This is a genomic window from Bacillus sp. FSL M7-0558, assembly GCF_038003245.1.
GTDB classification, from domain to species: domain Bacteria; phylum Bacillota; class Bacilli; order Bacillales; family Bacillaceae; genus Bacillus; species Bacillus pumilus.
In genome coordinates, this window is sequence record NZ_JBBOOU010000001.1 from 443,056 (window position 1) to 465,405 (window position 22,350).

General features: G+C 44.2%; 23 protein-coding genes. 16 read left to right on the top strand and 7 right to left on the bottom strand.

Annotated elements, in window-relative coordinates; all coding sequences use genetic code 11:
- The first annotated feature begins 120 nt into the window (after positions 1-120).
- Positions 121-432, top strand: a complete 312-nt coding sequence (locus MHB79_RS02125; protein WP_340988821.1) for an ArsR/SmtB family transcription factor — start codon at positions 121-123, stop codon at positions 430-432.
- Positions 433-463: 31 nt separating this feature from the next.
- Here the strand turns inward: MHB79_RS02125 and gabR are convergent, their stop codons facing one another.
- Complete coding sequence (gabR, locus tag MHB79_RS02130) at positions 464-1,888, bottom strand: MocR-like transcriptional regulator GabR (RefSeq protein ID WP_335364933.1); 1,425 nt, start codon at positions 1,886-1,888, stop codon at positions 464-466.
- Positions 1,889-1,996: 108 nt separating this feature from the next.
- Between gabR and gabT the strand changes: the two genes are divergently transcribed.
- Genes gabT through MHB79_RS02145 form a run of 3 tightly spaced genes read left to right on the top strand, consistent with a single transcriptional unit; the run spans position 1,997 to position 6,092 of the window.
- A complete protein-coding gene (gene gabT, locus MHB79_RS02135) occupies positions 1,997-3,313 on the top strand; it encodes a 4-aminobutyrate--2-oxoglutarate transaminase (RefSeq protein ID WP_340988823.1) in 1,317 nt (438 codons plus the stop codon).
- A 21-nt stretch (positions 3,314-3,334) separates the two neighbouring features.
- Positions 3,335-4,723, top strand: a complete 1,389-nt coding sequence (locus tag MHB79_RS02140) for an APC family permease (protein ID WP_044140510.1) — start codon at positions 3,335-3,337, stop codon at positions 4,721-4,723.
- The gene (locus MHB79_RS02145) at positions 4,698-6,092 is read left to right on the top strand and encodes an NAD-dependent succinate-semialdehyde dehydrogenase (protein ID WP_340988825.1); all 1,395 of its coding nucleotides are present in this window, start codon (positions 4,698-4,700) and stop codon (positions 6,090-6,092) included. Before MHB79_RS02140 ends, MHB79_RS02145 begins: the two co-directional genes overlap by 26 nt.
- 48 nt (positions 6,093-6,140) lie before the next feature.
- Here the strand turns inward: MHB79_RS02145 and MHB79_RS02150 are convergent, their stop codons facing one another.
- The 3 genes from MHB79_RS02150 to MHB79_RS02160 all read right to left on the bottom strand — a co-directional run bounded on the left by MHB79_RS02150 (position 6,141) and on the right by MHB79_RS02160 (position 9,200).
- Complete coding sequence (locus tag MHB79_RS02150) at positions 6,141-6,737, bottom strand: NAD(P)H-dependent oxidoreductase (RefSeq protein WP_137055609.1); 597 nt, start codon at positions 6,735-6,737, stop codon at positions 6,141-6,143.
- A gap of 197 nt (positions 6,738-6,934) precedes the next feature.
- On the bottom strand, positions 6,935-7,549 hold the full coding sequence (locus tag MHB79_RS02155) for a YcnI family copper-binding membrane protein (RefSeq protein WP_003214390.1): 615 nt from the start codon (positions 7,547-7,549) through the stop codon (positions 6,935-6,937).
- 16 nt (positions 7,550-7,565) lie between these two features.
- Positions 7,566-9,200 carry a copper resistance CopC/CopD family protein gene (locus MHB79_RS02160; RefSeq protein WP_137055610.1) on the bottom strand — a complete coding sequence of 545 codons (1,635 nt, stop codon included), beginning with the start codon at positions 9,198-9,200 and terminating at the stop codon, positions 7,566-7,568.
- A 506-nt stretch (positions 9,201-9,706) separates the two neighbouring features.
- Between MHB79_RS02160 and MHB79_RS02165 the strand changes: the two genes are divergently transcribed.
- The 5 genes from MHB79_RS02165 (at position 9,707) to MHB79_RS02185 (ending at position 15,268) form a co-directional block, all read left to right on the top strand.
- Positions 9,707-11,149, top strand: coding sequence for a PTS mannitol transporter subunit IICB (locus MHB79_RS02165; RefSeq protein ID WP_003213904.1), 1,443 nt, complete (start codon positions 9,707-9,709; stop codon positions 11,147-11,149).
- A 95-nt stretch (positions 11,150-11,244) separates the two neighbouring features.
- Positions 11,245-11,679, top strand: a complete 435-nt coding sequence (locus MHB79_RS02170) for a PTS sugar transporter subunit IIA (protein WP_335364929.1) — start codon at positions 11,245-11,247, stop codon at positions 11,677-11,679.
- Position 11,680: 1 nt separating this feature from the next.
- Positions 11,681-12,802, top strand: a complete 1,122-nt coding sequence (locus tag MHB79_RS02175) for a mannitol-1-phosphate 5-dehydrogenase (RefSeq protein WP_335364928.1) — start codon at positions 11,681-11,683, stop codon at positions 12,800-12,802.
- A 97-nt stretch (positions 12,803-12,899) separates the two neighbouring features.
- Complete coding sequence (locus MHB79_RS02180) at positions 12,900-14,648, top strand: methyl-accepting chemotaxis protein (protein WP_251191116.1); 1,749 nt, start codon at positions 12,900-12,902, stop codon at positions 14,646-14,648.
- A 227-nt stretch (positions 14,649-14,875) separates the two neighbouring features.
- Positions 14,876-15,268: a RidA family protein gene (locus tag MHB79_RS02185; RefSeq protein ID WP_034664057.1), complete on the top strand. Its 393-nt coding sequence runs from the start codon at positions 14,876-14,878 to the stop codon at positions 15,266-15,268.
- Positions 15,269-15,299: 31 nt separating this feature from the next.
- Here MHB79_RS02185 and MHB79_RS02190 read toward each other — a convergent pair whose 3' ends face one another.
- From MHB79_RS02190 to MHB79_RS02200, 3 genes are read right to left on the bottom strand one after another with little or no spacing between them, the layout of a single operon-like run.
- Positions 15,300-15,539, bottom strand: coding sequence for a DUF2651 family protein (locus MHB79_RS02190; RefSeq protein WP_003214096.1), 240 nt, complete (start codon positions 15,537-15,539; stop codon positions 15,300-15,302).
- A 24-nt stretch (positions 15,540-15,563) separates the two neighbouring features.
- Positions 15,564-15,857 (bottom strand): DUF5316 domain-containing protein, encoded by a 294-nt coding sequence (locus MHB79_RS02195; RefSeq protein WP_137055614.1) that lies wholly within the window; start codon positions 15,855-15,857, stop codon positions 15,564-15,566.
- Positions 15,858-15,881: 24 nt separating this feature from the next.
- Positions 15,882-16,259, bottom strand: a complete 378-nt coding sequence (locus tag MHB79_RS02200) for a VOC family protein (RefSeq protein ID WP_003214168.1) — start codon at positions 16,257-16,259, stop codon at positions 15,882-15,884.
- A gap of 184 nt (positions 16,260-16,443) precedes the next feature.
- On the opposite strand from MHB79_RS02200, the gene MHB79_RS02205 reads away from it, so the two are divergent.
- The 7 genes from MHB79_RS02205 (at position 16,444) to MHB79_RS02235 (ending at position 22,342) form a co-directional block, all read left to right on the top strand.
- Positions 16,444-16,713, top strand: coding sequence for an excalibur calcium-binding domain-containing protein (locus MHB79_RS02205; protein ID WP_003214076.1), 270 nt, complete (start codon positions 16,444-16,446; stop codon positions 16,711-16,713).
- Positions 16,714-16,816: 103 nt separating this feature from the next.
- Positions 16,817-17,596 (top strand): Cof-type HAD-IIB family hydrolase, encoded by a 780-nt coding sequence (locus tag MHB79_RS02210; RefSeq protein ID WP_445661247.1) that lies wholly within the window; start codon positions 16,817-16,819, stop codon positions 17,594-17,596.
- A 172-nt stretch (positions 17,597-17,768) separates the two neighbouring features.
- Positions 17,769-18,527, top strand: coding sequence for a LamB/YcsF family protein (locus MHB79_RS02215; protein ID WP_003214363.1), 759 nt, complete (start codon positions 17,769-17,771; stop codon positions 18,525-18,527).
- A 25-nt stretch (positions 18,528-18,552) separates the two neighbouring features.
- Positions 18,553-19,770, top strand: coding sequence for an NRAMP family divalent metal transporter (locus MHB79_RS02220; RefSeq protein ID WP_340988830.1), 1,218 nt, complete (start codon positions 18,553-18,555; stop codon positions 19,768-19,770).
- A gap of 5 nt (positions 19,771-19,775) precedes the next feature.
- Positions 19,776-20,567, top strand: coding sequence for a putative hydro-lyase (locus MHB79_RS02225; RefSeq protein ID WP_340988831.1), 792 nt, complete (start codon positions 19,776-19,778; stop codon positions 20,565-20,567).
- 18 nt (positions 20,568-20,585) lie between these two features.
- Positions 20,586-21,332, top strand: a complete 747-nt coding sequence (gene pxpB / locus MHB79_RS02230) for a 5-oxoprolinase subunit PxpB (protein WP_212046383.1) — start codon at positions 20,586-20,588, stop codon at positions 21,330-21,332.
- Positions 21,329-22,342, top strand: a complete 1,014-nt coding sequence (locus MHB79_RS02235) for a 5-oxoprolinase subunit C family protein (RefSeq protein WP_340988832.1) — start codon at positions 21,329-21,331, stop codon at positions 22,340-22,342. The genes pxpB and MHB79_RS02235 overlap by 4 nt, the downstream gene beginning before the upstream one ends.
- Positions 22,343-22,350 lie beyond the last annotated feature (8 nt).

Consider the following 22,350-nt stretch of genomic DNA (forward strand, 5'->3'; position numbering starts at 1 on the left):
GATTTTTTTCGAGTTCCTTACATTAATATTAAAAACAGATTATTAATTGAAGTTCCAATATGTGTATCGTTACTTGTAAATGAGATTGTTTGTGAGAAAAAAATAAGATAAATTTTACGTATGACGAATCCAAACCATCCAACCCAAAAAGACATGAGACTGATTTCTGTGCTGCACGCTTTGGCTGATCCTGTCCGTTTAGAAATTGTCCGCTGTTTAGCGGAAACGGGGGAGAGGACATGCGGCACATATGAAATGAACATTGCCAAATCTACGCTTTCCCATCACTTCAAAGTGCTGAGGGAGGCAGGCGTCGTGAAAGTGAGGATTGAAGGGAAACACCGCTACTATTCTTTAAGAAAAGAAGATATCGAGACCGCTTTTCCTGGACTCGTATCATGCATTCTAGCTGTAGATAAAGAACGGTGGTAAGCCAGCTGTCTATGAAGAGCAGCTGGCTGTTTTATTTCCCATAAATCGCCTCATACAGACGTTTTACCGCCGGCTCAATATCCTCTGGTCTCATATGAGAGAAGCCGAGGACGAGCGGAACAAATCCTTCCTGATGCCCCGGTAATTGCTCATCAAGGGTAAAACGGTCCATTCCATACATTTTCAGCTTTCTTTCTTTGGCTCGCTGTAAAATCTCATGCTGCGTGCGGTTTGAACGGAACTCTGCGATAAAATGAAGTCCAGCATTTTCCCCAATAATCCGCACGTTGTCAGCAAACACCGTGTCGAGCTCTTCAATGAGTTGCTTCCGCTTTTCCTCATATAAACCATTCATTTTTTTGATATGTCGCTGATACGCCCCATCCTTTATAAAATGAAGAAGGGTGTATTGTGTAAAAAGGTTGGCTGTTTGAATGAAGAAGTGCTGTTCTTCTTTATAACGTCTCAATAAATGCTGCGGGAGCACCATGTAACTTAGCCTTAAGCCTGGCAGCAATGATTTTGAAAAGGTTCCCATATAAATCACTTTGTCATATCGATCCAAACTTTGCAGTGCTGGAATGCTGTCAGTCCCATACTTGAATTCACTGTCATAATCATCCTCAATGATATAACGGTCATGCTCATCGGCTGCCCAGTTTAAGAGCTGAATCCGCCGGGAAATTGGCATAATCACCCCTGTTGGGAATTGATGTGAAGGGGTAATGATCAACACATTCGGCTCTTTCTTCTGAATGTCACTCATCCGCACTCCTTTTTGATCAATGCCTATCGTTTCAATTCGGTGATGATTGTTTTTTAGCATTTGATAGAGCCGGCGATAGCCAGGGTTTTCTAACCCGTATACTTGATCGGCTGGAAGAATACTTGATAACGAATGGATAAGCGACTGCGTGCCTGCACTTAAAATGAGCTGTTCTGGATAGCATTTGACTCCTCTTGCCAGCCCGATTAACCGGGCAATCGTTTCCCGAAGCTCGTACACACCTTGTGGATGCGGAAGCTCGCCAAACGCTTCTTGGTGGAGGCTGATCGCCTTTTGTTCACTTTTCAACCAGCTTTTAAAGGGAAAATGAGTGGTATCGACTGAGATATGTGAAAAGGAATACCAATCGTCCCGTGCAATCGGCTCTTCCTTTAAATCTGCTGGGAGTGTAGAGGGTTTCAGCTGACCTGATTCATGAAACGTTTCTAGTGATTCCACGAAAAAACCTTTGCGTTCAACCGAATATAAATATCCCTCGGCAAGCAGCTGCTGATATGCGCCATTCACTGAATTGACGCTGACATTTAAAGTATCGGCTAACTCTCGTTTGGAAGGTAATTGATCATGCGGCTGAAGGTTTCGATTTAAAATTTCACCTTTAATTTTTGTATAAATTTGATGATAAATAAATCCGTTTGCCCCTGTTTGGTCTAGTTGAATTGTCAGCATCTTGTCATTCCTTCCTCTCTGGTACCATGAAAAAAATGATATTGGTACTTTCTATCATACCAAAAAATATTCAGAATAATAAAAAAGACATAAAGGGGATGGATGACAATGAGTCAAACGACAACAAACCGTTTTTCAACAGAGGAATGGCAGGGGAAAAGAGATCAATATGTCGCAAGAGGCGTGAGTAATGGCAACCGTCATCTTGCAGCAAAAGGGAAGGGAGCCGAGCTGTTCGATATCGATGGGAAACGTTTTATCGATTTTGCCGGTGCTATCGGTACGTTAAATGTAGGGCATTCACATCCAAAGGTTGTGGAAGCCGTCAAAGCACAGGCAGACAGTCTGATTCACCCAGGATTCAACGTGATGATGTACGAATCGTATATTGAATTAGCTGAAAAGCTATGCCGCCTCACACCAGGCGATCATGACAAGAAAGCCATTTTTCTCAATTCAGGCGCAGAAGCCGTTGAAAATGCGGTGAAAATTGCACGTAAATATACGAAAAGACAGGCCGTTGTCTCGTTTACAAGAGGCTTCCACGGCAGAACGAATATGACGATGAGCATGACGAGTAAGGTCAAGCCATATAAATTTGGGTTCGGACCATTTGCGTCAGAGGTGTATCAAGCGCCATACCCGTATTACTATCAGAAGCCAGAAGGGTTAAGCGATGCAGCCTACGATGAGTACATCATTGATCAATTCAATCAATTCTTCGTCGCTGCCGTTGCACCAGAAACCGTTGCGTGTGTGGTCATGGAGCCAGTCCAAGGGGAGGGCGGATTCATTGTACCATCGAAGCGTTTTGTTCAGCATGTCGCTTCATTCTGTCAGCAACACGGGATTGTCTTTGTAGCAGATGAGATCCAAACAGGCTTTGCGAGAACAGGGAAATATTTTGCGATTGAGCACTTTGATGTGGTGCCTGACTTAATCACGGTGTCAAAATCACTTGCAGCTGGCCTGCCGCTGAGCGGTGTCGTCGGCAGAAAAGAACTGCTTGATGCGGCAGATCCAGGGGAGCTAGGGGGAACATATGCAGGAAGTCCATTAGGCTGCGTGGCAGCACTAGCGGTTCTTGATATTATTGAAACGGAACAATTGAATCAACGATCTGAGCACATCGGACAAGTCATTGAGGAGAAAGCAAATGATTGGAGAACAACGTATCCATTCATTGGGGAAGTACGCCGATTAGGGGCAATGGCGGCGATTGAAATTGTGGAAGATCAAACAACGCGTACACCAGATAAGAAAACAGCCGCAGCGATTGCAGTCTATGCAAACAAGCACGGACTACTCTTATTAACGGCAGGGATTAATGGGAATATTATTCGCTTTTTAACACCACTTGTCATCACAGATGAGCTGCTTCATGAAGGACTAGGGATCATCGAGGACGCCTTCAAAGCACGCTAAACAACAAAGGGGGATGGTTGTATGCAAAAACAACAAATGGCAAAAACCATGTCGCAGTCTGACGTACTGTTTTTATCCATTGGTGCAATGCTTGGATGGGGCTGGGTTGTACTTTCGGGAGATTGGATTTTAACAGCTGGATTTTTAGGCAGTGTGATTGCCTTCGTTATAGGCGGTATTCTCGTCATTTTTATTGGACTGACGTATGCTGAGCTTTCGTCTGCGATTCCAGAGACAGGCGGAGGGCTCGTCTTTGTCCAGCGGGCATTTGGGATGAAATCAGCGTTCGTCTCAGCATGGGGCGTATTGTTTGGTTATGTGTCCGTCATTACGTTTGAGGCTGTTGCCTTGCCGACAGTTATTGATTATGTGATTCCAACACAGCATGTTGGCTTCCTATGGAATATAGGGGGATGGGACGTTTATTTCACATGGGTATTGATTGGTTCTGGCGGTGCACTGTTTTTAACAGCACTGAATTACATTGGGGCAAAGCCCGCAGCCATTTTTCAGTCTGTGTTCACAGTAGCGATTATTTTGACAGGCTTTCTCCTTTTAGGCGGCGCGACTTTTAATGGAGATTTTGCAAACCTTGAGCCAATGTTTCAAGGCGGGGTTGGCGGGCTTATGGCCGTGTTAGTCATGATTCCTTTTTTATTCGTTGGTTTTGATGTGATTCCGCAAGTAGCAGCAGAGATTAATGCGCCAAAGAAAATCATTGGGAGAATTTTAATTATCTCCATCGTGAGTGCGGTCGTATTTTACCTACTTATTGTCTTTGGGGTAGCTGCGGGGCTATCAAAAGGACAGCTTGAAGCCTCTTCATTGGCGACAGCAGATGCCATGGTGCAGCTTCTCGGTCATCAAGCATTTGGGACAGTGCTTGTCATTGGCGGTGTAGCAGGGATTGTGACGAGCTGGAATGCTTTTATTATCGGTGCAAGCCGTATTCTATACGCGATGGCGGAAAGAGGCATGATTTCCAAATGGTTTGCGTATATTCATCCAAAGTATAAAACGCCGACAAATGCCATTTTATTTCTTGGTGCTTTGGCCTTTTTCGCTCCATTATTAGGGCGCCCTGCTCTCGTATGGATTGTCAATGCGGGCGGTGTCGGGATCATCGTCGGGTACTTAATTGTGTCCATTGCTTTTATGAGACTTCGCAAAGTAGAACCAGAGCTTGAGCGTCCGTACCGCATTAAATATTGGCGAACGACAGGCGTTTTAGCCATCGGGCTAAGTCTCCTTTTTCTTTCATTTTATTTTCCAGGGATGCCGGCCTCCTTATCATGGCCAGCTGAATGGATATTGCTTTTAGGTTGGGCACTCATTGGGTATATACTATATGTAATGAATCCAAGAACGAAGGAGACGGTAGAGCATGACAAACGAACTCAAAGTGTATAATCCTGCAACAGGAGAAGAAATTGCTTCAGTTGCTCAGCATACAAAAGAACAGATCGAAGACGCCATTTCGCGCTCACATCAAGCATTCAAAGTATGGGCAAAAACGTCAGCGCATGAACGTGCCAATATCATTCGCAAGTGGTTTGATCTCATGATTGAACATAAAGAAAGGCTCGCAAAAATCATCACGGAAGAAAACGGGAAGCCGTATCAAGAAGCATTAGGCGAAATCGTTTATGCGGCTGGATATATTGAATGGTACGCAGAGGAAGGCAAACGAATCTACGGCAGAACCATTCCGTCACATACGACGAACAAACGCCTTTTTGTCACAAAGCAGCCAGTTGGACCTGTTGCGGCCATTACACCGTGGAATTTCCCAGCAGCCATGATCACGAGAAAGGCAGCACCAGCACTTGCAGCGGGCTGTACCTTTATTGTGAAGCCTGCCGAAGATACGCCGCTGACGGCTATTGAACTTGTGAAATTAGGCCACGAAGCCGGAATTCCAGAGGATGCCCTGCAATGGGTGGTTGGAGATGGAAAAGAAGTCGGTGAAATATTCACAGATAGTCCATTGATTCGCAAAATCACGTTCACAGGCTCAACGCCAGTCGGAAAGCATTTGATCAAAAACAGTGCAAGTACAGTCAAGCACGTATCAATGGAGCTTGGTGGTCATGCCCCGCTCATCGTAGACAAAGATGCCAATCTTGAACTAGCTGTCAAACAAGCAGCGGCATCTAAATTCCGTAATGCAGGACAAACCTGTGTTTGTGCCAACCGCTTAATTGTGCATGAAGACATTCATGAAGCATTTGCTCAAGGCTTCAGCAAAGAGGTCGAAAAGCTGAAAGTGGGAAATGGCTTTGAAGAGGGCACATCCATCGGCCCAATTATCAACAAGCGTGGCTTTGATAAAATTGTCAGCCAAATTCAAGATGCAGTCGATAAAGGGGCGAAAATCCTTGTCGGCGGAGATACGCATTTCGATGATGACAAGTCGTATTATTTTGTCCAGCCAACGGTTCTCACACATGTGGACCCTTCCATGAACATCATGCATGAAGAAACCTTTGGACCAGTGGCACCGATTACGACGTTCAAAACGCTAGATGAAGCGATTGAATTAGCGAACGATACACCTTTTGGTCTTGCAGCTTATTTCTTTACAGAAAATTATCGAAACGGCCTCTACATCTCAGAGAATCTTGATTACGGGATTATTGGCTGGAATGATGGCGGCCCATCGGCTGTTCAAGCACCATTCGGAGGAATGAAAGAAAGCGGAATTGGCCGTGAAGGCGGCATCGAAGGGATCGAACCTTATTTAGAAACCAAATATGTATCCATTGGTTTAGACGAATAGACGTGAAAAAGACTGTCCGAATAAGGAATCTCGGCAGTCTTTTTTATGTTAAACAGCCGGCGGAAAAAGCTGCTCCACCGTTTCTTTTGTTTCTTTCAGAATGTCGTGGATGTAATCTGCTGGTGCCTGCTCCATGCTGCTGAACAAAAGTCGTTCAACAGGCTCAACACCAATAAAATTGAAGACTTCTGTATCTGATGTCATTCGGTGGGAAGCGGAAACGATCCGGTTAGAGTCAAGAAAGGTCCTTGGAGCATCGTGCGTGTTGATAATGACACCTTTTTTGTGCCGAAGCAGGTTTTCAATAGCCCCATGCTCATTGATTTGATAAGCGAAGCCCTCAGAAAAAACGCGTTCTACATAGCCCTTTAGCATAGCGGGTAAGCCTGTCCACCAAATGGGGAAAATAAACGTTAGGACATCTGCTTGCTGAATCAGCTTCTGCTCTGTTTGAATGGCAATTGGGACATCACCCCGTTTGATCGCAGCCTTTTCCAAGATGCTTAGTTCTGGTGAAAAACCAAGAGCATAAACATCACGAACAGTCACTTTATGACCATTGTTCAAAAGAGTGCTGACAACAAGATCTAATAAGGTTTGATTTAAGCTTTGCTGGGGATGAGCAAATATAATTAGATGGTTCATCTTATAGCCTCCTAGGTGGTCATGTGTCTCATTATGGCATGCGTCATCATCCTATTCAATCCTATATTGGTAATAATAGGTTGGGAAAATGGAGGTTGATCGTCCAAGCTTGCAGGCAAAGCCTTGCATCTCGTGTTCATGCAAGGCGGAAAGAAACAAAGCGATCGTTTCCGTGAAAACGATCGCTTACGAATCAATTATTTCTTTCTAAAAGCAAGCACAAGCGCAATCAGTGCTACGACTAGAGCAGCAATGGACAACCCTAGCACAAGTGGTGAAGAAGAATTGGAGGCTGTTTCAGATGCCTTTTCTTCTTTTGGTTTTTCTTGACCATGTGAATCCGTTACCGTATTAGATGCGACAATGTTTGTGATCGAATGCGGCTTATCAGCATCTTGATCGCCAGTCCATTCAACGACCGTTCCATCCTTATAATATTGATACGCATCCCATGCAGCTTCCCCTGCTTTTTCAGGGTTTTTCGCTACAAAAACGAATTGCTGGAACTGTCCGGCAAGCACGCCTTTACCGGTTGCTTCCCAAGTCACTCTTGTCACCTTGCCATCTTTTTCTTCAGTTGACGTTTTCCATCCAGAGACTGGCTCATATTGTTGGAATTCGACGCCTTTAGGTATTGTCAAGACAACCTTAGTCGTTGGGCTGTCACTCTCAGAAGGAACTTTTAACGTATAGGTTTCCCACGCATTTGTCGCAGACGTATCAGGTTTGACTGTGACGTGAGCACTTACAGGAATCGCCAATAAAAATGAAGCGAGAAGCATTGGTAATAAAGCTTTAACGTATTTTTTCATATGGTATGAACTCCTTTTAGTTTCTTCTAATAAATGTGGTATCAATATTTTCAAAAGAACCAGTTAACGCATGGATGTCAATTTTCCAAGTACCTTTTTCATTTAACAAGAGGTTTTCAGCAGAGTAATGACCATTTTTTAATCGTTTCAGCTGAAATTCACTCGGTTTCTCTTCACCGAATAAGGTGACTTTATGGATCTTGGCTGACACAGATTGAATATCAGTAATCGTTTGTCCATCCTTCTTCGTAAATGCGACCTCGAATGTGTTTTTGCCCGGGGCATTAGGGGTAATGCTCATGGACACAATGTCACGATGCTCCACTTGGTTTGCGCCGAAGAACGGCTCAGGTGCAGGCGGAGGAGGGCTCGGGATATTGGTGAATACAGCTGTTAATAACAAGATAGCGATTCCGATGATCCACTCAGCTCGTAACGAAACGTTTTGTTTCTGTTTCTTTTCCCATCTTAGCATCAAGTAATGGACAAGCCCAAGAAGGCCCATCAAGATAAATAAGCCAAGCTTGATTAAAAAGGTTCGTCCGTATGCTGATTCGAAAAGAGCATCAAACGATTGCAAAATAAAGATCGCATTTACAAATCCTGAAAACACAATGAGTCCAACAGAGAGCAGTGCCCAAGGGTGAAATGCTGTTAACGTATTCCGTATGAGCGGCTGATCTTCATTTGGCAGCTTCTTCAACAATAAAAGCACAATGGCTGTTAAACCACCGACCCAGATTGATGCAGAAACGAGATGGATGAAATCAAGTGACGTTGTCAGTATTTTATTATCCGTTGCTGCTGGATGTCCGATTTGTGCCTTCAGCCAGAGAAGTACTGCGAATAGGAGCAGTGGAAACAACCATACCCGAAAAGAAGTGAAATCCCCTTTTTTCATCGCAACTAGGCTCCAAATGGTTAGAAGCACAAATGACACCATGAGCATCATCCACAAACTACCGCCAGAAGTCGATGCAATGGTTTCTTGTAAAAGCGCTGGCTGAAATGCTCCCCAAAAAGACACGTCTGCTGCTGATTTTGTTTGAATCGGCAGCTGGAACACGAGTGCACCGCCCATCATGACCAGTGACAATGTCAAAAGCCATTTCATTCGTTTCGCTAATACAGGTGAAATGGCTGCTTTAAACCAAAACAGTCCAAACAAAATGGTCCCGAGAAATAAGCTAAACGACGTATAAAGAAAGGCTTTGTCAATGGTTGAGGCAACATCGATGGATTCATTCGTTTGACCTTGATCTAATTGGTCAAAACCGCCATCCGCTTTGCCAATACTAAACGGGATCATGCCAGAGACAGAGTGCCCGTCTGCTGATACCGCATTCCATTGAATGGTGTAAATTCCCTTTGGTAAACCCTTTTTTAAAGCAGCTTCCATGATTTTTTGATCTTTGATGACCGTATCACCTTGATCCACACGATCCCCTTTTGCATTTAGCACCTTAATGGCATGAAATCCACTTTCAATTCCTTCACTAAATGTGATAGAGACCGAAGGAGGCTGCTTCTCCAGCTCTTCATTTGCTGCTGGATTCGAGCTGACGACGTATGCATGGGCAAATGCTTCCTTTGGAATGAAAAAAGCAAACGTAACGATAAGGAGCAGAAGCCACTTACTATGTTTCAACAAGTGTATAACCGCCTTTCTACCTATGAAAATGTCTCATGTATCAGAAAGAAAGCGGCAGTAAACTGTGAGTCACAGAAAAAACCGCTCCTCCTATTGTGCCGCTCACTCTAAAAGGTAAACGAAACAAACAGCAAGATGGTTCACTTTTTCTGTGTCATGTCTGCGCAGACATTTCTTGATTGAATAGGTTTGATCATGTATAAGCCTATTCGATTTAAGAAGAGGAAACAAGAAGTGACGATTTGAAAGTTGTGAAATTCCAATGAATTTTGCGTCAAAACCACGGCACATCAACTTTTTTACTCTATTTGTCCTATGCTCTGACAGAGAATTCACATCATATTTCAATTTTGTCACACACTAAGTGACAAAGTGACATTTAGTTTCAATTGAAGGGAAAGTGAAAGCGTTTTACGATAAGGTTAAGGGCTTCACTGACACTTGTTCTTATATCTTTTGACCTATAAAGCCCTAAATAAAGGGAAAGAAGAAAGGAGTTTTCATAGATGCAGGAAAAAAGCGGATTCCGCGTAAAAGTACAGCGCTTTGGAAGCTATTTAAGCGGCATGATTATGCCGAATATTGGAGCATTTATCGCTTGGGGACTCATTACGGCATTATTCATTCCGAGTGGCTATTTGCCAAATGAACAATTAGCTTCACTTGTTGGCCCAATGATCAACTACTTACTGCCGCTCTTAATCGGTTACACAGGCGGTAAACTCGTATACGACCATCGAGGCGGGGTACTCGGTGCAACCGCGACGATTGGGGTCATTGTCGGTTCGGACATTCCAATGTTTTTAGGTGCCATGATCATGGGACCACTTGGCGGTTACTTGATTAAGAAAATTGATCAGCTCTTCAAAGATCGAATCAAATCGGGCTTTGAAATGCTTGTGAATAACTTTACGGCAGGGATTTTAGGTGCCATTCTTGTCGCGATTGCCTTCTACGCCATCGGACCAGTGGTACTTGGTCTAAATAAAGCCCTTGCGGCAGGTGTAGATATCATTGTGAATGCACATTTGCTTCCGCTGGCAAGTATTTTCATTGAACCAGCGAAAGTCTTGTTCTTAAACAATGCGATTAACCAAGGAATTTTAGGTCCTTTAGGAGTAGAGCAAGCGGCGAAGACAGGGCAGTCCGTTCTGTTCTTGCTTGAAACAAACCCAGGGCCAGGTTTAGGTGTTCTACTTGCATACATGTTCTTCGGAAGAGGGAATGCAAAGCAGTCTGCACCGGGTGCGATTGTCATTCAATTTTTAGGAGGAATTCATGAGATTTACTTCCCGTACATCTTAATGAAACCAAAGCTCATTTTGGCGGTGATTGCAGGGGGAGCGAGCGGCGTTCTGACCTTTACCCTGTTAAATGCAGGCTTAAAGGCTGTGCCGTCACCAGGAAGTATTATCGCTCTCATGCTGATGTCACCAAAAGGCGGACATCTTGCTGTTCTAGCAGGTGTTGTCGTGGCTACCGTCGTCTCATTCCTTGTCGCTTCTGTGATTTTAAAAGCTTCAAAAGCAGTTGACGAAGACTTAACAGCAGCAACAGAAAAAATGCAGGACATGAAAGGGAAGAAAAGCGCAGCCGCCTCTGCTCTTACAGCACAAAAAGAAGACGCTGAAGCAAATGAGCAAGCAGCATCTCCAAGTGATGTCAATCCAGATGATGTGAACAAAATCATCTTTGCCTGTGATGCAGGAATGGGCTCAAGTGCGATGGGCGCATCCATCTTAAAGAATAAAGTCAAAAAGGCAGAGCTTGATATTGATGTGACAAACACATCCATCAGCAACATTCCAAATGATGCTGATGTGGTCTTCACTCATAAAGATTTAACAGACAGAGCCAAGGCAAAATTGCCAGGCGCTGTGCATATCTCAGTTGATAATTTCTTAAACAGCCCGAAATACGATGAGCTAATTGAGAAATTGAAAAAATAACATGGCGAAACGGGTTGAGTTCAATTTTTCTTCATTGAACTCCCCGTTTTGGTTGTTTTCTTGATTTTCCATTCTAAAAAAAGGTGTGATCATTCATGAAACAAGTACTATCAAAAGACAATATATTTCTAAACGAACAAGCAGGATCGAAAGAAGAAGCCATTAAAAAAGCAGGCGAAGTCCTAGTGGCAAATGGCTATGTCACAAGTGATTATGTTGACAAAATGTTTGAAAGAGAAAATATCTCGTCTACATTTATGGGCAACGGGATTGCGATTCCTCATGGAACAGAGGATGCGAAAGCAGCTGTCCTTCATTCTGGGATTTCCATCATTCAAATTCCAGGTGGCGTTGAATACGGCGAAGGAAATATCGCCAAAGTCGTCTTTGGCATCGCAGGTAAAAACAACGAACATCTCGATATTCTTTCTCAAATTGCGATTGTCTGTTCAGAAGAGGAAAATGTAGAACGCATCATCCATGCAAAGGATCAGGATGAATTGATCGCCATCTTTAACGAGGTGAACTAACATGAAGGCACTTCATTTTGGAGCAGGGAATATTGGCAGAGGGTTTATCGGTTCTTTGTTAAAAACATCAGGCTTTGAGCTTGTCTTCACTGATGTAAATGAAGCGGTCATCAACGAGCTGAATGCAAGAGGAGAATACACGGTTGAACTCGCAGCACCAGGTCAGAAGCAAGAAGTAGTCGGTCCAGTGACAGCGATCAATTCTGCACAAGACCCAGCGGCATTAACAGAGGCGGTGGCATCAGCCGATTTGATTACAACAGCTGTTGGACCAACCGTTTTGAAGATCATTGCTTCATCGATTGCTGAAGGATTGAAACAGAAAAAGCCTGACCATATCATCAACATCGTGGCATGTGAAAATATGATTGGAGGCAGCTCTCATTTAAAAGAAGCCGTTTTCTCTCATCTAACAGAAGAGGAACAAGAAGCGTTATCAAAAACAGTTGGTTTTCCAAACGCTGCTGTGGACCGCATTGTGCCGATTCAGCACCATGAGGACATTTTAAAAGTATCAGTCGAGCCATTTTTCGAATGGGTCATTGATGAGACTGGCTTTATTGGGGACGTTCCTCAAATTGACGGAGCGACCTTTGTACAAGATTTGACGCCGTATATTGAGCGCAAGCTCTTTACTGTCAATACAGGACATGCACTAGCGGCTTATGTCGGGTATCAGCAAGGCGTTCAAACGATTAAAGAAGCCGTCGATACACCAGAGATTCGCAAGGTGGTTGAAGGCGCACTGCACGAAACGGGCAGTTATTTAATCGACACATATGGCTTTGAAAAAGAAGAACATGATGCGTATATTCAAAAAATCATCAAACGATTCGAAAATGTTTTTATCTCCGACGAAGTCACTCGCGTCGCACGCTCTCCTCTTAGAAAGCTAGGAGCAGATGACCGTTTAATCGGTCCGGCGAAAAAGATCAAGCAGCCAGTGTACTTAATCAAAGGCATTGCTGCAGCTCTCGCTTATGACTTTGCCGAAGACGAAGAAGCGGTTCGTTTGCAGGCATTAAGAAAAGAAAAAGGCATTGAAGGTGTGCTGGAAGAAGTATGTGGCCTCACGCCAGCAGATGCTCTCTATCAAGCCATTCTTAAAGAAACAGATCGATAATTAGAAAATCCCTTTCCAACGAGTGAAAGGGATTTTTTGATGACTTTTTAATACTTTACCCCGTTTGTCGATATATGAAGTAAGGGGGAATTTGTATATGAAAAGGAAAATGTTTGCGTCAAGGAGTGTCTTTTTTCAATTAATGTCTGCCATTATCGTCATCACGATCTTAACCGGCGGACTTGTTGGGACAACGGGGTATTTATTAGCGAAACATGTCTTAATTGATGCGGGGAAAGCAGATTTAAAGCACATCGTCAGCGGAGCAATGGCTACACTTGAACAGTTGAATGATCGTGTAGAGAAAAAAGAACTGACGCTCGATCAGGCACAGGAACAAGCCCGCATTTACTTGAGCGGGCCAAAAAATGACAACGGGAAAGGGTACCAATTTCAAAAGTCAGATTTTATCTATAAAAATAAAGGCTATCTTGTCGCATATGGAGCAGATTATTCCTCTCAAGTCCATCCTGTCAATGACATTGGCGTCATTCCAGATAACACGACCAATCGTGAAAAAATGGTCGCTGGAGCCAAATCAGAAGGCGAGGATGCACACTATGTGACCTATTTAGATAAGGACGATGCCACTGGGGAAGAAAAGCAAAAGCTTGCCTATATGAGCCAGTTCACGCCCTGGAATTGGAGTATCGGCATTGCCGTCTTTCAGGATGAATTTTATAAAGAATTAGAGCAGATGAAGCTCTATATCATGCTCATTACAGCAGGTGTCGCTCTTCTCAGTCTTGGCGTCTTTTATTTAGCTGCTCGAAGAAAGGTCAGACTGCTCAAACAAGTCACTGCTGCTTCAAAAGAAATTGCGGCGGGGAATCTTGAACGCACAAGTTTAAAAGAAACAACAGATGAAATTGGACAGCTGGCAAAAGGCTTTAATCATATGTCAGGAGAACTCCGGACACTTGTAAGCGGTCTACAGGAGACGAGCAGTCAACTCGTCGAATCAGCGACAGATTTATCAGCAATATCTGAAGAAACCTCAGCTAGCAGTGAAGAGATTGGCCGAGCGATTGGTGACATATCGACTGGAACACTTCATCAGGCATCGGACCTTGATGTAGCGAATCAACAAATGACCCAGTTCAATCAATCCATTGAGAACGTCAAAGAACAAAGTGACCAAATTAAACGAATCTCTGACCAATCGAATCAATCTTCGCAGCAGGGCCAGCAAATTGTTCAGCAATTAAAACAATCAAATGAACAATCCATTCAAGCGTCTCAAGGCATTAGAGCAGGCATTGAGCAATTAAGTACAAAAGTACAGGATATCTCTAAAATTACAGATACGATTGAAAGTATTTCAAATGAGACGAATTTACTTGCGCTGAATGCCAGCATAGAAGCAGCACGCGCAGGAGAGCACGGCAAGGGCTTCTCGGTTGTGGCGAGTGAAGTGCGGAATTTAGCAGAGCAGACAAAACAATCAGCTGTGCAAATTCAGCAAATGGTACAAGGCATTAAAGAAGAAACGACGGCAACAGCCGACATGATGTCAAACACAATGGATCGTTTCGCTGAGTTAGATGACGCGGTACATGCAACAGAACATGAATTCAATGCCATCTCTACGTCGATTTCACAAACCATCGTTGAAACAGACGCCATGGCAAAAGAGCTGAATGCATTACTAGAGCAAAACGACCTCATCACAAAAGCCATGCAAGGCGCAGCCCATATTTCTCAGGAAAATGCCGCTGCGATCGAAGAGATCACCGCATCCACAGACGAACAAGTGACAGCCATATCCAATGTGGCAAAAGCAGCAGAAAGGCTCAATGAACTAAGCATACGATTGAATCACGATATTGCGCGCTATCGTCTATAAACCATTTTGACTGAACGTCTCGTTTCAGGTACTATATAGATAATCAAAACCTTGCTCACGCAATCAAAAGGGAGTGTTCCGGTCATGAAAAAGAAAATATTGATGTTCTTACCTTGTGGCTATGGATACTCCACTGCTGTTTTCTTTTAGGATAGATAGAAATTGGTGAAGTCTGTCTACATGAAGAGAAATCTAGCAGAAAAATCAAAGTGAGTGAGGGAAATCATATGGAAAAAATCACAAGAAAAAACCCAGAAAGTATGCCGAAGCCCGTTGGCAGCTATAGTCATATCACAAGAGTACCAAAGGGCGCGGGATTATTTGTTACATCGGGTCAAGTCGGAACAGATATCGATGGACAGGTACCATCAAGTTTAAACGACCAGGTAACCAATACGTTTGAAAATATCAAAAAAATCCTTGAATCAGAAGGATTGAATGAAGAGCATGTCATCAAGGTCAATATATGGGCAACAGAAGAAATCGACTGGGATCATCTATATCCTCAGTGGGATACGATCTTCAAAACAGCTTACCCATCAATGACGGTTGCTTATGTATCAGCTTTAGGATGGCCGGAGCTGAAAATTGAAATTGAGCTATGGTGCGCCGATATATGATCAAAAAAAGAACAGTGCAAACTGTTCTTTTTTACTTGAACCGAAACCGCTTTGTCATCCATGCAGCGATCAACGTAAAGACGGTGTAGATGATGACCCAAATGAGAAAGGATTCATCCCCGCCAATGTATGTGTACATGAGAATGACGCTGGCTAACAGGACAATCAAAGTCGGCATCCAAACATTCTTCAAAAGCATTGTGCCAAAAATGCCAATCAGCACAGAAAGAATAGGGAAGCCAAATACAACGAATAAAATAAAAACAGCCATATGACGAACTCCTTTTAACAAGTGTTACATTAAAAAATAAAAGATCGACACTGCCATGTGCGGAAGTGCAAAGATCATCATGAGAAAGGCCGTATCCAGACGCCACATGCGGTGTTCTTTCGTTTCAGAATGATAGGCGGCTCTTGTTTCATCTCCGCTTGTCCAAGCCCCCATTAGAAGCCCAGACATCATGATCCCGATAATAGAGATTCCACCACTGACCCATCCTATCCACTCATGGTGCTGCAAAATAATAGCGGCACTGCAAATCACAATCATTGAGCAAACACCGGCGATAAAGGCATGTTTTTTTCTCATACTGGTTCACTCCTTTAAACAGGATTAGGAGACGGCATCACATATTTCAATGAAATGACCATCAGGATCAGCGACATAAGCGACGGTTTGACCCCATGGTTTTTTTGCAGGTTCTTTGATGATCGAAACCCCTTTTTCCTTCATTGATGCAATGGTTTGTTCCACATCATCCACAACAAATCCAATCTCAAACGTTTGCGAGGATTGATTTGCTTCAGGGACAGGCAATCCAAGTGCATCTTTGACATCCTGACGCGAGTTAATCGATAATGTCACGTCCCCCGTGTCAAACTCAACATAGGATTCAACCCTAAGTTTCATAGGAAAGCCAAGTACATGTTGATAAAAATGAATACTTGCCTCAACATCGTTTACATATAGAATGGTATATTTCATTTTCATGTGAAAAACTCCTCTCTTCATATACGTGTCAAAACCGGAAAGGTTTCCCACTCAGTGTACCATATAGGATATAAAGCATGCTTTATTCCAAAAAAATCAATATATTTAGCTCGATAGTCTTGAAAAACAAAAAGTGGTGACATATGATAAAAATGTAAAAATAGAAAAAATAGGGGGATTCTACATGTTGAAAAAAATCATGGTGGCTGTCTTGTCCTTAGGTCTTTTACTAAGCGTTACACAAGTCGACACCCACACTGCAGATGCAAAAACAGTCAAGTCCTACAAAAACTGCAAAGCGCTGAACAAAGTCTATAAAGGCGGCGTAGCGAAAAGCAAAAACACAAAAAACAAAGGCGGCAAAACAAAGTACAAGCCGTATGTGTCAAAAGCACTTTACCAAAAAAATAAGCGACTTGACCGTGATAAAGACGGGATTGCATGTGAACGCTAAGCCAATGCGAAGAGACCTGTAACAAGGTCTTTTTTCTATGGGATCAAACTCGTCCCTTTGTGCCATCTCCCTCTTTATATTAAAATAAAGATAGTTACAAAAAATGATACAAAGTGGGGTACTCAATTTGTCCATACAAACTGATAAGAAAGACATCCGATTGATTGCTATTGATATGGATGGCACGCTGTTAAACAGTGAACATGTCATTCCAGAGGAAAATAAACAAGCCATTAAAGATGCTGAAGCAAAAGGGGTCCATGTGGTGATTAGCACAGGGCGGACGCTGATGACATGCCGAGAGCTGGTTGAGCCGCTTAAGCTGTCTTCTTACCTTGTGACAGCAAACGGAAGTGAAATCTGGGATTCAAACTTCCAGCTGATCGAACGAGATCTATTGCATCCTGATCATGTCCAAATGATGTGGGATCTAAAAAATAGGTACGAAACCGATTACTGGGCTTCCACTGTGGAGAAGGTGTGGAGAGGTGAATTCCCAGAACGAATTCATGACCACGAATGGCTGAAATTCGGCTTTGAAATTCATGACGATGACGTTCGTGAGGAAGTGCTCAATACACTGAAAACAAATGGTCATCTAGAGATTACAAATTCAAGTCCAACCAATATCGAAGTCAATGCAGCTGGCATTAACAAAGCGGCAGCTCTTGCAAAGGTAGCAGAACGCATTGGCTGTACGATGGACAATGTCATGTCGCTTGGCGACAGCCTAAATGATATGGCCATGATCCAAGAAGCCGGATTAGGCATTGCGATGGGAAATGCGCAAGAAGTGGTAAAAGAAGCCGCTGATTGGATTACAGCTCCTAACACAGAACACGGTGTAGCAAAAGCCATCCAGCATTGGGTGCTGTCTAAATAAAGAACATGATGAAAAAGCGAGAGGCGATATCCTCTCGCTTTTTTATGTCCTAGTTCTATTGTTATGTTTTCTGACAATGTCATGTGCAATCTATCCAAAATTGATATAATCAATATAAATTCGAATATTCGGACTTTATGTTCCGTTATTCGGAACAACAAGGAGGGATCCTATGTATCAAGTAGATATCAACTGTGATTTGGGAGAAAGCTTTGGTCAATATACTATCGGTTCGGATGAACAAATTTTAGAATATGTCACCTCAGCCAACATCGCTTGTGGTTTTCATGCAGGAGATCCAACAGTCATGAGAAAAACCGTCAGAATGGCACTGGATAAAGGGGTCCGAATTGGCGCGCATCCGGGTCTGCAAGATTTAGTCGGATTTGGCAGACGTCCAATGGCGATTTCAGCAGAGGAAGCCTATGATCTCGTCGTCTATCAAATTGGCGCTCTATCAGCCTTTCTCAAAGCAGAAGGCGGCACGATGCAGCATGTCAAGCCACACGGCGCCCTGTACAACATGGCGGCTAAAAATACTGAATTATCTGAATCGATTGCGAAGGCTGTGTATCATGTCGATCCAAGTCTTGTATTATACGGGCTTTCAGGCAGTGAACTTGCGATAGCAGGTGAGAGAATGGGTCTTCAAGTGGCGCATGAAGTATTTTCTGATCGGACCTATCAATCAGACGGGACGCTGACATCCCGCCGCGAACCACACGCACTCATTGAAGACGATGAACTGGCCGTTCAGCAGGTCGTTCGTATGGTGAGAGAAGGGAAGGTTCATACCGTTCAAGGGGAAGACATTTCGCTTAAAGCGGATACTGTCTGTATTCATGGAGACGGCATCCATGCGCTCCAATTTGCCAAAACTATTACATCAAAGCTAAAAGAAGCGAGCATTCATCTCAAAGCCTTTCAATAAAAATCGTCATCAAGGGGGAAACAGCATGAAAAAAGAGGAAGTCAAGCACACGAAGGCACCAAAGGGGAACCGGTCTATGCTGATGGGCGCAGCCTTTTTAATGGCGACGTCCGCCATCGGACCGGGATTTTTAACACAAACGACTGTCTTTACACAGCAGCTGGCGGCTAGCTTTGGGTTTGTCATTCTCATCTCTATTTTGTTAGATATTTTTGCGCAAACGAATGTATGGCGCATCATCGCTGTGTCAGAAAAACGAGGGCAGGATATTGCAAATATGGTTCTGCCGGGTCTCGGCTATGTCCTGGCCGTTTTGATTGTCATTGGGGGACTTGCCTTTAACATCGGAAATATCGCTGGTGCTGGTCTCGGTTTTCAGGTCATTTTCGGAGTCGATCCGCGAATCGGTGCAGGGGTCAGTGCTGCTATTGCTATTCTGATCTTTGTGATCAAAGAGGCTGGAAAAGCGATGGACCGTTTCACACAGATAGCGGGTTTTGTCATGATTGGTCTGATGCTGTATGTGGCGATTTCAACAGCACCGCCAGTTGGAGAAGCGGCAGTGAGAACATTTGTCCCAGAGAAAATTGATATTTTATCCATTGTGACACTTGTAGGCGGAACAGTAGGCGGCTATATCGTCTTCGCTGGCGGACACCGCTTGCTGGATGCAGGTATTAAGGGGAAGGAAGCATTGCCCCAAGTGACGAAAAGCTCTATTTTCGGTGTCCTCATTACGTCCATCATGCGTGTAGCACTCTTTCTTGCTACATTAGGAGTTGTCGCAAAAGGCTTGCAGATTGATCCATCTAACCCGCCTGCCTCTGTATTTCAACTAGCTTCAGGAAATATCGGATATAAAATGTTTGGCATTATTATGTGGGCTGCGGCAATTACGTCCGTCATTGGAGCAGCATATACATCAGTTTCCTTCTTTAAAACCTTCTCGCCAAAAATTGAGCAAAATCAACGTGGCATTATCATCGGCTTTATTGCCCTCTCGACCATTTGTTTTATTACGATCGGAAGACCTGTGAACATATTGATATTAGTTGGGGCAATCAATGCATTAATCTTACCGCTCGCGCTTGGCACCTTGCTGGTAGCGGCTTATAAGAAAGACATTGTCGGGGATTATCGACATCCATCCTTTTTGACAGTATCAGGCGCATTTGTAGTTGTCATCATGGCAATGATGGGCGGATATACCATCATCAATGAAATTCCAAAACTATGGAGCTGAATCGAATGAATATCTATCAAACATATGAGCCTTCACAGATCAGAGAGTTGATTCGTAAAAAAGAAATCACAGGGCCAACGGCAGGCCTAGCAGAGGGATATGCTCAAGCCAACTTAATGATCGTCAAAAAGGAACTTGCCTTTGATTTCCTGTTGTTTTGTCAGCGCAATCCGGCTGCATGCCCCTTGCTTGATGTGCTGGAGCCGGGTGATCCAATGCCGAGACGGTCTGCACCTCAAGCGGATATTCGTACGGACTTTCCTAAATACCGTGTTTACCGAAAAGGGATTCTTCAAGAAGAGGTGTCAGATATCTCTGCTTATTGGGAGGACGATATGGTTGCCTTTCTCATCGGCTGCAGTTTTACGTTTGAGCATGCGCTCATGCTGAATGATATCCCTGTTCGCCATATTGAAAACGGCCATAACGTTCCGATGTATCAAACGAATATCACTTGTGAAAGGGCGGGGGCATTTCATGGCCCGATGGTCGTCAGCATGAGACCCATTCCGGCGCATCAGATCACAAGAAGTGTACAAGTGACGTCTAGGTTCCCGTCAGTTCATGGTGGCCCCATTCATATAGGTGACCCAGCGATGATCGGAATTGACAATGTGGATCAGCCGGACTTTGGAGAACCATCTGTGATCAAAGAAGGAGAGGTCCCGGTGTTTTGGGCATGTGGGGTGACGCCGCAAGCCATTGTCATGCATACAAAACCAGACATTGCGATTACCCATGCACCTGGGCATATGTTCATCACAGATCAACGTGATCAACAGCTTGGTGTGCTTTAGAAAGAGAGGGGTCCTCAAGTGGCATTTTCAACAATAAAAAATTCTATCACCTTCCACCCGTTAGGAGATGCAGCGATTGTTATTCAAGCAGGAGCAGATATATGTGAAGAAATTCATGAGCGTGTTGTGCAGCTGTTTTCTTGTATTGAACAGCATCCATTTGCCGGATATGTGGAAGCTGTTCAAGCCTTTACAAACGTGACTGTTTTCTACGAGCCGTATACCGTTTATCAATCTGCCCATCTTCAACAACAAGATTTGTCCCCCTATGAATGGGTGAAAAGCTATATTGAAACACTCCTTGAAGAGAAATGGCAGGAGGGGGTTCAGGCTAAGCGCCGCACCATCGACATACCGGTCTGCTACGGGGGAGAGCTGGGTCCTGATTTAGAAGAAGTCGCCCGGATCAATCATTTAACACCAGAAGAAGTCGTGCGTATTCACACCGCAGGGACGTATCTTGTCTATATGATTGGATTTGCCCCAGGGTTTCCGTTTTTAGGCGGGCTGTCTGAAAAGATCGCAGCCCCGCGCAGGGAAACACCAAGAATGTCCATTCCAAAAGGATCTGTCGGCATTGCGGGAAAGCAGACCGGCGTTTACCCCATTTCCACACCTGGCGGCTGGCAGCTCATTGGACAAACACCGCTGCCACTCTTTCGACCAGACGAGAAAGTCCCGAGTCTATTGAGAGCAGGGGACGAGGTCAGATTTGTCCAAATGTCTGAAAAGGAATTTTTCAGCATGAAGGAGGCAGAACGTTGAGTATTCATGTCATCAAGCCAGGAATGTTCACAACCATTCAAGATAAAGGGCGGAAAGGCTATCAAAAGTATGGCGTCTTAACGAGCGGCGGCATGGATGCGCTCTCGCTTAGAATTGCCAACATTCTCACAGGCAACGAGGAAAACGAAGCCGTACTGGAAATCACATTAATGGGGCCGGGTCCTGTGTTGACATGTCACAAGGATGCGCTTATTGCAGTGACTGGCGCTGATGTAGAGATCGACATCGATGGAGAGCCAGCCCCTTTATGGAAGCCGCTTTTTATTCGAGCAGGAAGCACAATCACCTTTGGACCTTGTAAAAGAGGCTGCCGCGCTTACTTTGCTGTGGCAGGCGGATTCGATGTAGAGCCGGTGATGGAGAGCAAAAGCACCTATGTGAGAGCAGGAATCGGTGGACTGAACGGACGTCCGCTTGAAAAAGGAGACGTCCTGTCCATTGGAAAGCCTTTAATCGTAGCGGATCGATTGTCTGATAGACTCAAAAGCAATCTGAAGCAGTCGGCGTACAGCGCACCCGATTGGACTGTAAGTCATACACATTTTTTGCCGCTGCGGAAATCGCCCGTGATTCGGGTGCTGCCAGGGAGACACCTTTCTTTTTTTCAAGAAACATCTCAACACACCTTTTTTGAACAGCCTTACCAGGTCACGCCTCAATCAGATCGCATGGGCTGCCGCTTGAAGGGGGAGCCGGTTCATTTAAAAGAAAAGCTTGAATTGATTTCAGAGGCGGTTGCCTTTGGTTCTATTCAAATTCCTCCTGACGGTCAGCCGATTATTCTGCTGGCAGATCGGCAAACAACAGGCGGATACCCGCGGATTGGAGAAGTTGCGACGGTCGATCTGCCGTTCATAGCACAAGCGATGCCCGGGGCGAATTTGTATTTTAAGCGAATCGACCATCAGGACGCGGAGCAGGCGCTATTTAAGCAAGAAGCAGAACTGAAGGAGCTTGCTGCTAGAATCAAGCTGGAAGCATTCGTTTAGAAAAGGGG